General features: G+C 68.0%; 13 protein-coding genes. 10 read left to right on the forward strand and 3 right to left on the reverse strand.

What is annotated here, in order from left to right; all coding sequences use genetic code 11:
- Positions 1 to 15 precede the first annotated feature (15 nt).
- Positions 16 to 1,395, reverse strand: coding sequence for a Re/Si-specific NAD(P)(+) transhydrogenase subunit beta (pntB, locus tag ACYVII_RS07905; protein ID WP_460534037.1), 1,380 nt, complete (start codon positions 1,393 to 1,395; stop codon positions 16 to 18).
- 56 nt (positions 1,396 to 1,451) lie between these two features.
- Entirely contained in the window at positions 1,452 to 3,026 is a 1,575-nt protein-coding gene (locus ACYVII_RS07910) for an NAD(P) transhydrogenase subunit alpha (protein ID WP_460533632.1), read from the reverse strand.
- A gap of 103 nt (positions 3,027 to 3,129) precedes the next feature.
- Here ACYVII_RS07910 and ACYVII_RS07915 point away from each other — a divergent pair, with 103 nt between their 5' ends.
- The 3 genes from ACYVII_RS07915 (at position 3,130) to ACYVII_RS07925 (ending at position 6,359) form a co-directional block, all read left to right on the forward strand.
- The gene (locus ACYVII_RS07915; RefSeq protein ID WP_460533635.1) at positions 3,130 to 3,318 is read left to right on the forward strand and encodes a hypothetical protein; all 189 of its coding nucleotides are present in this window, start codon (positions 3,130 to 3,132) and stop codon (positions 3,316 to 3,318) included.
- Positions 3,285 to 3,881 carry a Fic family protein gene (locus ACYVII_RS07920; RefSeq protein ID WP_460533638.1) on the forward strand — a complete coding sequence of 199 codons (597 nt, stop codon included), beginning with the start codon at positions 3,285 to 3,287 and terminating at the stop codon, positions 3,879 to 3,881. Before ACYVII_RS07915 ends, ACYVII_RS07920 begins: the two co-directional genes overlap by 34 nt.
- A gap of 240 nt (positions 3,882 to 4,121) precedes the next feature.
- On the forward strand, positions 4,122 to 6,359 hold the full coding sequence (locus tag ACYVII_RS07925; protein ID WP_460534040.1) for a TOTE conflict system archaeo-eukaryotic primase domain-containing protein: 2,238 nt from the start codon (positions 4,122 to 4,124) through the stop codon (positions 6,357 to 6,359).
- Positions 6,360 to 6,384: 25 nt separating this feature from the next.
- Here the strand turns inward: ACYVII_RS07925 and ACYVII_RS07930 are convergent, their stop codons facing one another.
- Complete coding sequence (locus ACYVII_RS07930; RefSeq protein WP_460533641.1) at positions 6,385 to 6,735, reverse strand: DUF2200 domain-containing protein; 351 nt, start codon at positions 6,733 to 6,735, stop codon at positions 6,385 to 6,387.
- Between the two features lie 67 nt (positions 6,736 to 6,802).
- On the opposite strand from ACYVII_RS07930, the gene ACYVII_RS07935 reads away from it, so the two are divergent.
- The 7 genes from ACYVII_RS07935 to ACYVII_RS07965 all read left to right on the forward strand — a co-directional run bounded on the left by ACYVII_RS07935 (position 6,803) and on the right by ACYVII_RS07965 (position 13,440).
- Positions 6,803 to 7,543 carry an IclR family transcriptional regulator gene (locus ACYVII_RS07935; RefSeq protein ID WP_460533644.1) on the forward strand — a complete coding sequence of 247 codons (741 nt, stop codon included), beginning with the start codon at positions 6,803 to 6,805 and terminating at the stop codon, positions 7,541 to 7,543.
- A 92-nt stretch (positions 7,544 to 7,635) separates the two neighbouring features.
- Positions 7,636 to 8,808 carry a 4-hydroxybenzoate 3-monooxygenase gene (locus ACYVII_RS07940; protein WP_460533647.1) on the forward strand — a complete coding sequence of 391 codons (1,173 nt, stop codon included), beginning with the start codon at positions 7,636 to 7,638 and terminating at the stop codon, positions 8,806 to 8,808.
- 22 nt (positions 8,809 to 8,830) lie between these two features.
- Positions 8,831 to 9,592 carry a protocatechuate 3,4-dioxygenase subunit beta gene (gene pcaH / locus ACYVII_RS07945; RefSeq protein WP_460533650.1) on the forward strand — a complete coding sequence of 254 codons (762 nt, stop codon included), beginning with the start codon at positions 8,831 to 8,833 and terminating at the stop codon, positions 9,590 to 9,592.
- The gene (gene pcaG, locus ACYVII_RS07950) at positions 9,585 to 10,142 is read left to right on the forward strand and encodes a peptidase associated/transthyretin-like domain-containing protein (protein ID WP_460533653.1); all 558 of its coding nucleotides are present in this window, start codon (positions 9,585 to 9,587) and stop codon (positions 10,140 to 10,142) included. The genes pcaH and pcaG overlap by 8 nt, the downstream gene beginning before the upstream one ends.
- Complete coding sequence (locus ACYVII_RS07955; protein WP_460533656.1) at positions 10,135 to 11,310, forward strand: lyase family protein; 1,176 nt, start codon at positions 10,135 to 10,137, stop codon at positions 11,308 to 11,310. The genes pcaG and ACYVII_RS07955 overlap by 8 nt, the downstream gene beginning before the upstream one ends.
- Positions 11,307 to 12,647, forward strand: a complete 1,341-nt coding sequence (gene pcaDC / locus ACYVII_RS07960; RefSeq protein ID WP_460533659.1) for a bifunctional 3-oxoadipate enol-lactonase/4-carboxymuconolactone decarboxylase PcaDC — start codon at positions 11,307 to 11,309, stop codon at positions 12,645 to 12,647. Before ACYVII_RS07955 ends, pcaDC begins: the two co-directional genes overlap by 4 nt.
- Positions 12,640 to 13,440, forward strand: a complete 801-nt coding sequence (locus ACYVII_RS07965) for a CoA transferase subunit A (RefSeq protein ID WP_460533662.1) — start codon at positions 12,640 to 12,642, stop codon at positions 13,438 to 13,440. Before pcaDC ends, ACYVII_RS07965 begins: the two co-directional genes overlap by 8 nt.
- The last annotated feature ends 1 nt before the right edge of the window (position 13,441 follow it).

Genomic DNA, 13,441 nt, shown 5'->3' on the forward strand with positions numbered 1-13,441 from the left:
GTTCGATGCGGCCGTTCATCGGGCCTGGCGCTGGGCCGGCTCCGATTGGCTCGACAGCACCTTGAGGATGTCTTCGACCCGCTCCTTCGCGTCGCCGAACAGCATCTGCGTGTTGTCGCGGTAGAACAACGGGTTGTCCACACCCGCGTATCCGGCCGCCATCGACCGCTTGAACACGATGACGTTCTCCGCCTCCCAGACCCGCAGCACGGGCATCCCCGCGATCGGGCTTCCCGGGTCCTCGGCGGCGGCCGGATTGACCGTGTCGTTCGCGCCGATCACCAGCACGACCGAGGTGGAGGCGAAGTCGTCGTTGATCTCGTCCATCTCCAGCACGATGTCGTACGGCACCCGGGCCTCCGCGAGCAGCACGTTCATGTGCCCCGGCAGGCGTCCGGCGACCGGGTGGATGCCGAACCTCACCTCGACACCCTGCTCCCGCAGGCGACGGGCGAGCTCGGCGACCGGGTACTGCGCCTGGGCGACGGCCATGCCGTACCCGGGCGTGATGATCACGCTCGAGGCGCCCTCCAGCATCGCCGCCGCTCCAGCCGCGTCGATCTCCCGGTGCTCGCCGCCGCCGGCATCCGTCTTCGACGGTGCCTCGATCCCGAAGCCACCCGCGATGACGGACAGGAACGAGCGGTTCATGGCCTTGCACATGATGTAGGAGAGGTAGGCGCCGGAGGAGCCGACGAGCGCACCCGTGACGATCAGCAGGTCGTTGTTCAGCAGGAACCCGGCAGCTGCCGCGGCCCATCCGGAGTAGCTGTTCAGCATCGAGATGACGACGGGCATGTCGCCGCCGCCGATCGAGGCGACCAGGTGCCAGCCGAGCGCCAGGGCGAGCGCCGTGACGACGATCAGGAGCCACAGCTGCGGTGCGGCGATGTACCAGACGGTGAGCGCCACGAAGACGACGAGGGCGCCGATGTTCAGCGCGTTCTTGCCGGGCAGTATGAGCGGCCTCGAGGAGATGCGTGCCGAGAGCTTGAGGAACGCGACGACGGACCCGGTCAGGGTGATGCCGCCGATGAAGACCCCGATGAAGACCTCGCCATGGTGCACGCCCAGGAGATCCGCCGGAATGCCTCTGGTGTCGATCGCGCCGTTCCAGCCGACGAGCACTGCCGCCGCGCCGACGAAGCTGTGGAACAGGGCGATGAGCTGAGGCATCCCCGTCATCTCGACGGTGCGCGCCCGCCACAGGCCGATGACCGCACCGATGACGATCGCGACCACGAGGAACGTGAGGCCGAGCGGCAGGGACGACGAGCCCCACGCACCGGTCAGCACGACGATGACGGTGGCCACGAGGGCGATCGTCATGCCGATGATCCCGTACACGACGCCGCGGCGCGACGTCTGGTGCTTGCTGAGCCCGGCGAGGCTCATGATGAAGAGGAGTGCCGCGACGATGTAAGCCGCGTCGGCGATCGCGGTTGCCGCGCTCACCGGTCTTCCGCCTTCGTGAACATGGCGAGCATGCGGCGGGTGACGGCGAAGCCGCCGAACACGTTGATGGATGCGACGAGCACCGCGACCGCGGCGATCGCCTGAACCACGGGGGAGGGCGCCATGATCTGAACCATCGCGCCCACGATGATGATGCCCGAGATCGCGTTCGTGACGCTCATCAGCGGGGTGTGCAGTGCGTGCGCCACGTGACCGATGACGTAGAACCCGACGACCACGGCGAGCACGAGAACGAGGAAGTGCTGCGGTAGCGGCGGAGGGGCGAACGCGCACACCGCGAAGAGGGCCGCGATTCCCAGTGCGACCAGCCCTGTCAGGGCGCGCGGCGACGTCCTTCGTTTCGGTTCTGGCGCCTCCTTCTCGGGCTTGGGCATCATCGTGCTCGGAGCCGCCGCGACAGCCACCGGCGGAGGCGGCCACGTGATCGATCCGTCGCGCACCACGGTGACCGCGCGCTGAACGACGTCGTCGAAGTCGATGACCAGGCGGCCGTCCTTGCCCGGCGTGAGGAGCTTGATCAGGTTGAGCAGGTTGGTGCCGTAGAGCTGGGATGCCTGGGTGGGCAGCCGTCCGGCGAGGTCGGTGTAGCCGAGGATGATCACCCCGCCCTCGGTGACGACGCGCTTGCCGGGAACGGAGCCCTCGACGTTCCCGCCCTGCGCCGCCGCCATGTCGACGATGACACTGCCCGGTCTCATGCGGGCGACGTCCGTGGCAGTGATGAGCCGGGGAGCCGGACGACCGGGGATGAGCGCGGTGGTGATGATGACATCCACCTCCGCCGCCTGCTCCGAGTAGATCTCGGCGGCCCGACGGTCGTACGCCTCGCTGGTCGCCTTGGCGTACCCGTCGGTCGATTGCTCGACGGCCACGTCGACGGGCAGGTACTCGCCGCCGATCGAGTGCACCTGGTCGGCGACCTCGGGGCGCGGATCGGTCGCCCGCACCACGGCGCCGAGGCTGGATGCCGCTCCGATCGCGGCGAGGCCTGCGACACCCGCGCCCGCCACGAGCACCTTCGCCGGCGGCACCTTTCCCGCCGCTGTCACCTGCCCGGTGAAGAAACGGCCGAACTCGTGGGCCGCCTCGACGACGGCGCGATAGCCGGCGATATTGGACATCGAGCTGAGCACATCCATCGACTGGGCGCGGGAGATGCGGGGAACGGTATCCATCGCGATGGCGGTGAGGTCGCGAACAGCCAGCAACTGCAGGAGTTCGGGCCGAAGCGAGGGACTCAGCATGCCGACGATGGTGGCGCCGTCCTTCAACCGGGCGATGTCGGCGGAGGTCGGCGGGTTGATCCGCAGCACGACATTGCACGACCACGCCTCGGCGGTGTCGACGATCGCGGCGCCGGCGCCCTCGTACGCGTCATCGGGAAAGGATGCCGCGGCTCCCGCCCCGCGTTCGACCACGACCGTGTAGCCGAGGCCGGCCAGTTTCGCCGCGGTGTCCGGGGTCGCGGCGACACGCGTCTCGCCATCGGGCTCTCTGACGATTCCCATGCGGAGTGGGTTGCCGCTCCGCTCCGATGCGGTGCTTTCCATGATTTGACCATAGGGGAACTTCCCCGGGCGGCATCGATGTGCCGGGGGAACGTAGGCGCGCGCAAGGTGCAGTCCCAAAGTGCCGGAGTAGAATGGCCGGGCCATGAGCCCCACCGTTTCGATCAGCCAGTCAGCGGCAGAGTCGCTGTCGCGTTGGCGTGCTCTCACCGAAGACGAGAAACGTGTGGCGCGGCTTTCCGTAGTGGTCGACCGTGTCGCCGCGAGCATGGCGATGGAGAACGAGCCGGTTTCGGACGCGTGGATCCAGCAGGCGAAGAAGACGGAAGTCTGACCCGTCGGTTCGCCACCGCCGACGGCCATATTGACTACGCGCAACTCGCGGACGCGATCGCGCCGCACCTTGCCTCGCTGTTGACGCGCATTGGACGCGGCGAGTTCACGGGACATCCATACAACGACGATCTCATCCGACGCTTCCACCGGGAGATCATCGGCAACCTTCTCCCCGAGATCGCCGGCCGGTGGCGGCGCGAGCCCGTGCAGATCGGCAATCATGTTGCCCCCGAGAACTTCCTCGTCCCCATGCTCATGCGCGATTACGCCGACAACGTGCGTGCACGCCTTGCGAACGCGGAAACGCCCGACCTCCAGCTTGAACTGCTTGCATACGCCGAAGGGGAGTTCCTACGCATCCACCCGTTCGCCGATTTCAATGGGCGCACTGTCCGGGCATTGATGAGCGAACTGCTGGTTCGCATCGACCTGCCCTACGTGGAGGTGGCCGTCGATCGGAACACCCGGGAATTCGACAGGTACCGTACGGCACTCGCTGACTTCGACAACGGGAGGTCGGGGCTCCTCATCGAGTTCTGGATCCACCGTTTCGAGTCGTAGACGGCAACGCGGGCCTCGCGTGGTGAGAGCCAGGAGGCGCGGCGCCGTCTCGTCAGTAGCCTGATATGCGTGGGATCGCAGGAGTTTGACGGCGAGATCAACGCGCTGCGCTCGCGGATCACCACTCTCGAAAGCGAACTGGCGCAGGCCCGCGCCGCGCTCGTCCGGCTAGAAAGCGATCAGGTGCGGCGCGGAAGTGCCGGCATCCCGGTGGCCGTTCGCCATGGAGCGCGACCGAGCGTGACCGCCGCGTCCTCGAGCTCAGAGAAGCTCGCGCTCTTCAGGGCGCGCTTCATCGGTCGAGAGGATGCCTACGCGGTCAGGTGGACTAGTGCTCGCACGGGCAAGTCCGGGTGGAGTCCAGCGGTTCGTGGTGGCTTCTACACAGGATCGGAGTCCGCGGCTGATCACCTCGCTCTCGACGACAAGATCATCGAACGTCACCTTCGCGGTGGCACGCAGTCCGGCGATCGCGAATTTCATGTGGGCCTCTATCCGATGCTTGACGAGGACCGGTGCCGTCTCCTGGTGTGCGACTTCGACGACGCGGATTGGCGGCTGGATGCCGCTGCCTTCGTCGCAGAATGCGAACGCGCTGAGATCGACGTTCTCACTGAGATTTCGCGATCTGGGGCAGGAGCACACGTGTGGATGTTCTTCGCCGGGCCTGTGTCGGCGGCACTTGCCCGGTCGGCGGGGATGCGGCTGCTGCGTGCTGCTATGGCACGGCGGCCAAAGATGGACTTCCGCAGCTACGACCGCTTCTTCCCTTCGCAGGACACTCTGCCGGAACGATCACCTGGCAGGGCGCGCCTTGGGAACCTCATCGCGCTTCCATTACAGGGAGACTGCCGGCGTCGCGGAACGACAGTGTTCGCCGATCCGGCGACATGGCGTCCATACGAGGATCAGTTCGCGGCGCTCGCGGCCATAAGTCCGGTGCCCGTAGAGCGCATCATGAAACTCGGTACGACCTTGGTGGATGCGCGTGTCGGTCCGTCGGAGTCGCTGGGCGCGCGACCGCGGCGAGCGAGTATCAGGGCTTTGGCTCGGACAACCGCTGGGCGAGTGCTTGAACTGCGCCGTGACGCCGTCCTGCATATTCCGACGAGCGATCTTCCGGGCATCGTCGTTACTGAACTCAAACACATGTCGTCCGTGCCCAACCCAGAGTTCTACCGCAAACAGGCACAGCGATTCAGCACGTACGGCACTCCCCGCTTTGTCACCAGCTTCGAGCACGACGAAGAAGAGTTGCGGCTGCCCCGCGGCCTTACGGATGAAGCGGCAGCGTTGCTGCGCGACGCGGGTTTCCGCGTCGTCATCAACCTCATGGCGGACAGCCCCACAAGTGTAGAGGTGACTTTCACGGGAGAACTCCGGAGTGAGCAACGCGAAGCCGTCGAGGCGCTTCTCGCACATGACACGGGTGTACTCGTAGCACCTCCGGGCGCGGGCAAGACGGTCATAGCCTGCGCGCTCATTGCGCACCGTGCCACGCCCTCGGCGATCCTGGTGAACCGGGCCGAGCTGCTCACGCAATGGCGCGAACGCCTGGGGCAGTTTCTCGGACTGACGGACAAGCAGATCGGCCAGCTCGGGGCGGGCCGGAGAAAACGGCGCGGACTCGTCGATCTCATCATGATGCAGTCCATATCGCATCGGAACGCCGACGCGGCAGTGCTCGAGGAATATGGCCAGATCATCATCGACGAATGCCACGCTGTCGCGGCACCCGCGACCGAGGCGGCCCTGCGAAAAGTGAACGCCCGCTACTGGGCTGGGCTGACGGCGACTCCCTATCGCGCCGACCAGATGAACGGGCTGATCACGATGCAATGCGGTCCCATCCGGCATGTGATGGACACCATCGATCGCGCTCATCGCGAGTTGATCACACACGAGACCGGCTTCACGACCGAAGAGCCGGGAACGGACGGGCGTTCGATCCAGGCGATCTATTCCGAGCTCGCGTCAGATGCTGATCGCAACGAGATGATCGCGCAGCATGTCAGGGACGCAGCCGACGCAGGCCGCGCATGCCTCGTTCTGACGAACCGACTTGATCATCTCGACGCGCTCGCGGACGCCATCGAAGGATGCGGTGCGCCGGTGTTCCGGCTCCACGGGCGCATGTCCTCTGCCGGACGTCGTGAAACAAGGGACGAGCTTCGGGCGGCAGACTCACAGCGTCGATCGTTCGTACTCATCGCCATCGACAAGATCGCCGGGGAAGGCCTGGACCTTCCGACCCTCAACACGCTGTTTCTCGCGGTTCCTGTCTCCTTCAAGGGTCGCGTGATCCAGCAACTCGGACGCATCACCCGCGGTAGCGCGGAAGCCTCGCTGCCAGCGGTTGTCCACGACTACCGCGACAAAGAGGTACCGCTCCTGGAACGAATGTACGGGCGGCGACGCCGAGTCATGACAAAGGAAGGCTTCGTGACCGTAGACGAGACGTGGTCACCGCATGCATAGCCGCGGGGCCTGAGCCGGTGCCATCTCAGATGGCCGGCGTGCGCAGGATCTTCTCCATCGGCTTGCCCTTCGCGAGTTCGTCGACGAGCTTGTCGAGGTAGCGGATCTTCTGCATCAGCGGGTCCTCGATCGTCTCGACGCGCACGCCGCAGATCGAGCCGGTGATGAGCGAGGCGTTCTCGTTGAGGCGGGCATCCGCGAAGAAGTCCTCGAAGGTGGCACCCGACTCGAGCCGGCTGTGGAGGGCCGCGGCGTCGTATCCGGTCAGCCAGCTGATCACCTCGTCGAGCTCCGCCTTCGTGCGACCTTTGCGTTCGACCTTGGCGAGGTAGAGCGGATACACCGAGGCGACGGTGGTGGTGAAGATCCTGCTCATGGCTCGAGCCTAACGAGCGGGATGCGGAGAACGCGGCGTCGGTTATGGTGCGTTCATGGTGCACCCGATGGATGACCGCGGCGTCGCACAGCGGGTGTTCGCCGTCGCCGACGCGTTCGAGCGCGGCGACGCGCTGACGCTGAGCGACGTCGCGCGTAGGGCCGGCCTGCCGGTCTCCACGACGCACCGCCTGCTGAAGGAGTGGGTCGACTGGGGCGGACTCGTGCGCGGCGACGACGGACGGTATCGGGTGGGGATGAAGCTGTGGCGGCTGGGCGTGCGACAGCCGACCGCGAGGCGGTTGCGGGAGCTGGCGCTGCCCTACCTGGAAGACCTGCTCGAGGCAACCGGCGAGCACGTGCACCTGGCCGTGCGCGACGGCCTCGGCGTGATCTACCTCGAACGGCTCTCCGGGCCGGGGGCGATCTCGGTGATCAGCGACGTGGGCGCCAGGCTGCCGTTGCACGCGACGGGTGTGGGGCTCGTGCTGCTCGCGCACGCGCCACGGGACACGCTCGAGGAGGTCCTTGCATCACAGCCGCGCAAGTTCCTGCCGAACACGTTGACGGGGGAGCGGGAGCTTCGGGCGCGGCTGGCGAACATCCGCTCCACGGGCATCTCCGTCTCGATCGAGGAGTTGACCCGCGGCGCCTTCTCGGTGGCGGCTCCGGTGCGGGATGCCGGTGGCGAAGTGGTCGCGGCGGTCTCGATCATCGCCCACGCCGAACGACGGAATGAGCCTCAGTTCGCGCTGGGGGTGCGGATGGCCGCCCGCGGTATCTCGGGAGCGCTCGGCGCGCACCCGTAATTGTCTTCCACCCGGTGGAAACCGCTGCCGCACGAGCCACGCGTCCCGGCACGATGAACGTGACCTTCCCATCGACGTGAGAGGCATAGCCGGTGCGAACGCAAGTCGCCATCATCGGAGCCGGCCCCGCGGGGCTGCTGCTCGGGCACATCCTGCATCGGGCCGGCATCCAGTTCGTCATCCTCGAGCAGAAGAGCCGGGAATACATCCTGGGGCGCATCCGTGCCGGAGTCCTCGAGCAGGGGTCTGTCGACATTCTGCGTGAACTCGGCCTCGACAGCGACCTTGCGGAGCGCGGGCTCACACACCACGGCATCTACCTGCAGTACGAGGGTCAGCGTCACCACATCGACTTTCTCGACCTCGTCGGACGCACGGTGACGATCTACGGGCAGCAGGCGCTAGTGAAGCACCTGCTGGCCGAGCACGATCGCATCGGGTCGGACGTGCGGTTCGAGGTGTCCGACGTTCAGCCGCACGACGTGGAGAGCGATGCGCCGTTCGTGACGGCCGCGCACGACGGCGACGAACTCCGGATCGACTGCGACTTCGTGATCGGATCCGACGGCTACCACGGGGTGTGCAGGCCGGCTATTCCAGGCATCCGCGCGTTGGAGCGCAGCTATCCGTATGCGTGGCTGGGCATTCTCTCGCACGTGCCGCCCTCCACCGACGACCTCATCTACGCTCTGCACCCTTCAGGGTTTGCGATGCACTCGATGCGATCGCTCGAGGTCTCGCGCCTGTACCTGCAGGTCGACCCGGACGAATCGATCGACGACTGGCCGGATGACCGCATCTGGGAGCAGCTGCAGTTGCGGCTGGGCACACCGGGCTGGACCCTGCACGAGGGCGCGATCAGCGAGAAGTCGATCACCCCGATGCGCAGCTTCGTCGCCTCGACGCTCGAGCACGGGCGGTTGTTCCTCGCCGGCGACGCCGGCCACATCGTGCCGCCGACCGGCGCTAAGGGCCTCAACTCGGCCATCGCCGACGTAGCGCTGCTGGGCCGGTCGCTGGTGGCGCGGTACGGCGGGGATGAGACACCGTTGAAGAGTTACAGCCGCTCAGCATTGGCCAGGCAGTGGAAGGTGCAGCAGTTCTCGCAGTGGATGACGGAGATGCTGCACGTGCACCGCGAGAGCCCGGACGAGGCGACGAGGGCATTCCGGTACCGCACGCAGGTCGGCCAGCTTGAATACACCACAGGTTCGCGTCACGCTCAGGCGGCCCTCGCCGAGCAGTACGCCGGACTCCCGTTCTGAGCCGATTACTCGAGGTGGATGCATGACAGAGCTCAGTCAGGAACAGATCAGCGCCGAGATCGCCGCGGTGCACGCCGCCGCAGGAACCGGTCCGTTGCCGACGCACCCGCTGCGGGACTTCCGGCCGTACCGCAGCTCGACGCTGCGGCATCCGACCCACGAACTCGTGCGCGCCGACCCCGAGGAGATCGAGCTCGTCTCGCCCGCGTTCGGACACTCCGACGTGGCACCGGAGGAGAGCGACCTCACGATCCAGCACAGCGCTGAGCCGCTCGGTGAGCGGATCATCGTGGCCGGCCGCGTGCTCGACGGCGAAGGCCGTCCGGTACGGGGACAGCTCATCGAGATCTGGCAGGCGAACTCGTCCGGTCGCTACGTGCACAAGCGCGACCAGCATCCGGCGCCCCTCGACCCGAACTTCACCGGCGTGGGCCGTGCGATCACGGGCGACGACGGGTCATACCGCTTCATTACGATCAAGCCGGGGCCCTACCCGTGGAAGAACCACCGCAACGCGTGGCGGCCCGCGCACATCCATTTCTCGCTGTTCGGCTCGGCGTTCACTCAGCGGCTCGTGACCCAGATGTACTTTCCGAATGATCCGTTGTTCGCGCTCGACCCGATCTACCAGTCGATCGTCGACCCGGCAGCGCGGGAGCGGCTGAAGTCGGTGTACGACCACGACCTCAGTGTTCCGGAGTGGGCGATGGGCTACCGGTGGGACATCGTGCTCACCGGCGGCAAGGCCACCTGGATGGAGCCGGAGGAGACCGACCATGCCTGAACAGGAATATCTCCAGACCCCGTCGCAAACCGTAGGCCCGTTCTTCGGGTACGCACTGCCGTACGATGGCGGGCCGGATGTCGCCTCCCGCGCGGATCCCGACTCGATCCGGCTGCACGGCACCGTGTACGACGGGGCGGGGGAGCCGGTACCCGACGCGATCCTGGAGATCTGGGGACCCGACGCATCCGGTGCTCCGATCTCTGAACGCGGCAGCCTGCACCGGGACGGCTACACGGTGACCGGGTTCGGTCGGGCAGCGGTGGATCGCGCTGGGCACTACACGTTCACCACGGTGCGGCCCGGTTCCAGTTCCGAGGGACGCGCTCCCTACATCCTCGTCACCGTGTTCGCGCGCGGGCTGCTGCACCACCTCTTCACTCGCGCCTACTTCTCGGGCGACGATCCGTTCCTTGAGAGCGTTCCGGCCGAGCGCCGCGGCACCCTGCTCGTCGAACAGGACGGCGAGCGCAGCTACCGGTTCGACATCCGGCTGCAGGGCGAGGGCGAGACGGTGTTTCTCGACTTCAAGGGCGACGGGCGTGGCTGACGCGTTCGACTGGGGCCTGCTCGAACCCGCCGGCGCCGCGGGCCTCGTGGCGTCGGACGACCGTGTGCTCGAAGCGATGGTGGAGGTCGAGCGGGCCTATCTGGCGGCGTGGTGCGAATTGCTCGGCGTCGAGTCGGGCGGCGCGCCGAGCGCTGAGGCGATCGACGAGGATGCCCTGCTGCGGTCATCGAGGCAGGCGGGTGTGCCCGTCGTCGGGCTGGTGCACGAGCTCCGCCGGCAAGGCGGGGAACGGGTTCACCAGGGCATGACCAGCCAGGACGTGCTCGATACGGCGCTGATGATCGTGTCGAAGGATGCTCTGGGCGCAGCGCGCGCGCAGCTCGAGACCGCGGGTCGCAGGCTTCGTGACCTCGCGCTCGAGCACCGTGCGACGCCCACGATCGCGCGCACGCTCACCCAGCAGGCGGAGCCGACCACGCTGGGTGCCGCGATCTCCGTCTGGCTGGATGCCGTCACATCCGCTCTCGAGGTGCTCGCCTCGGTGTCGTACCCGGTGCAGCTCGGCGGAGCGGTCGGCGATGGGAATGCCATGGTGCGGCGAAGCGGCGACCCGAACGCGGTCGCAACCCTGCGCCGCCGCGTCGCCGAGGAGCTCGGTCTCACGGACCCCGGGCGGTCGTGGCACACCGAGAGAACGGCGGTGCTCACGCTGACGCGGGCGGCGGCGAGCGTCTGCGCGGCCGGCGGCCGGATAGGACGGGACCTCGGCCTGCTCGCGCGAGACGGCCTGATCACGCCGGGGCACGGGGGCGGCTCATCGTCGATGCCGCACAAGCACAACCCGGTAGACGCGGTGTTGCTCGTGGCGAACGGGCTTCGAGCCGGGGGAGCGCTGGCCGTGCTGCAGTCGGCGGCGCTGAGCTACGACGCGCGTCCGGCCGGGGAATGGCAGGCCGAGTGGCAGGCCTGGCGGGAGACGCTCCGGCTCGCGGCCGAGAGCGCGAGCCTGCTCGACCAGGCATCGAGTGACCTGGTCGTGCACGGTGATCCCGGATCGAACGGCACCGCAGGGAGGTCGCTCGACGCGGGCGCCCGCGGCGCGCACGAGAGCGACACGATCGCGGCCGCGCGCGTGGTCGATGCCGCGGTGGAGCGGTTCGACCGGGTTGCGGCGCCCGGCGGTACGGCGGAAGGGAGCGCACGATGACGGATCTGCGCCTGCGCGGCTCCATGGTCCCGGCGGCGCCGACCGCGGCCGACGCACCGCTGCTGGTTCTCCTCCCGTCGCTCGGAACGACTGCAGAGCTCTGGGACGGCGTCGTCGGGACGTTCGCCGCGAGCCCGGATCGACCGCGCGTCCTCCGAATCGACCTGCCGGGCCACGGTGCGTCACCGGCCGCGCGCGATCCGTTCACCGTGGGCGACCTGGCGGCCGCGGCGCTCGACGTCGTCGACGAGGTCGGCGGCGGCGCGTTCCACGTGGCTGGCGACTCCCTCGGCGGTGCCGTCGCCCTCGAGCTCGCACTCACCGTGCCCGAGCGCGTGCTGAGCCTGAGCATGTTCTGCTCGGGAGCAGCCATCGGCACCCCGGACGGCTGGGCCGAGCGGGCGGCGCAGGTGCGGGCATCCGGAACCGCGTCCGTCGTCGCGGGCAGCGCTCAGCGCTGGTTCGCGCCCGGCTACCTGGATCGGAACCCCGACGGGCCGGGCGGCCGCGCACTGCGCACGCTCATCGACGTCGACGACGAGTCGTACGCGCTGTGCTGCGAGGCGCTCGCCGCATTCGACCGGCGCGAGGCCGTAGCTGAGGTGCGAGCCCCTGCAGTGATCGTCGCCGGCTGTCACGACGTCGTGACCACCCCGGAGCTCATGCGCGAGCTGGCGGACGCGCTGCCCGACTCCCGATTCGTGGAGCTGGATGCCTCGCACCTGATTCCGCTCGAGTGTTCCGCGAAGACGGCCGCGCTGATCGAATCGCAGCTGTCAGGGCAGGAGATCGCGGCCGACGGCACGCCTTCAGCGAGAACCCCGGGCGATGTTCGCTCAGCGGGCATGCGCGTGCGGCGCGAGGTGCTGGGCGACGCGCACGTCGACCGGGCGACCGCGGCGATCACGCCGGAGACCGCCGACTTTCAAGACTTCATCACCCGCTACGCGTGGGGCGAAGTCTGGGCACGGCCGCAGTTGACCAGGGGAGAGCGGTCGATCGCCACGCTCGCCAGCCTCGTGACCGGCGGCCACGAGAACGAACTGCGGATGCACGTGCGCGCCGCCCTGCGCAACGGCCTGAGCCGCGCGCAGATCGCCGAGGTCATCCAGCACACCGCCCTCTACGCCGGGTTGCCCGCCGCGAACAGTGCACTCGCCGCCATGCGGCAGGTGTTCGCCGAGCCAGCCGATGCTGCTGAGTCGTCCTTCTCGCCGGCGGAGGCGGGCCAGCCGGCCGAGGCAGGTTCGCCGACCGAGAAAGACTCGCAGGCTGAGGCGGGCCAGCCGGCCGAACCGGCCGAGACATCCAAACAGATCCGGGAGAACGATGGATAAGACGTACGCCTCCGCCGCCGACGCGGTCGCCGACATACCCGATGGCGCATCGCTCGCCGTCGGCGGTTTCGGGCTGTCCGGCGTGCCGATCGTCACGATCCGAGCGTTGCTCGCCCGCGGGGTCGGGGGTCTCACCGTGGTCTCGAACAACTGCGGCGTCGACGGCTGGGGCCTCGGGGAGCTTTTGGCGGCGGGGCGCATCCGGCGCGTGATCGCCAGCTACATCGGGGAGAACAAGGAGTTCGCCAGGCAGTACCTGGGCGGTGAGGTCGAGGTGGAGCTCACGCCGCAGGGCACGCTGGCCGAGAGGCTTCGGGCGGGCGGTGCGGGCATCCCTGCGTTCTACACAGCGACCGGCGCGGGGACCGCCGTCTCCGACGGTGGGATGCCCATCCGCTACGCCGCCGACGGCACCGTGGCCGTGGCGAGCGAGCCGAAAGAGCTGCGCCCGTTCGATATGTTCGGCACATCGCGCGAGTACGTGCTCGAGACCGCGATCCGTACCGACTACGGGCTGGTCCGTGCCGCGGTCGGCGACAAGCACGGCAACCTGCGGTTCGAGAAGTCGACCCGCAACTTCAACCCCCTCGCCGGAATGGCCGGGCGGATCACGATCGCCGAGGTGGACGAGCTCGTGGAGCCGGGCGAGCTCGCGCCTGACGACATCCACCTGCCGGGGATCTACGTGGACCGCGTGGTAGCTCTGACGCCCGAGCAGTCCGCGGACCTCCCGATCGAGAAGGTCACCGTGCGCCAGCGGGCAGCCCACTTCACAGATCAGGAGGCGAACTGAG

Source organism: Humibacter ginsengiterrae (assembly GCF_054780115.1).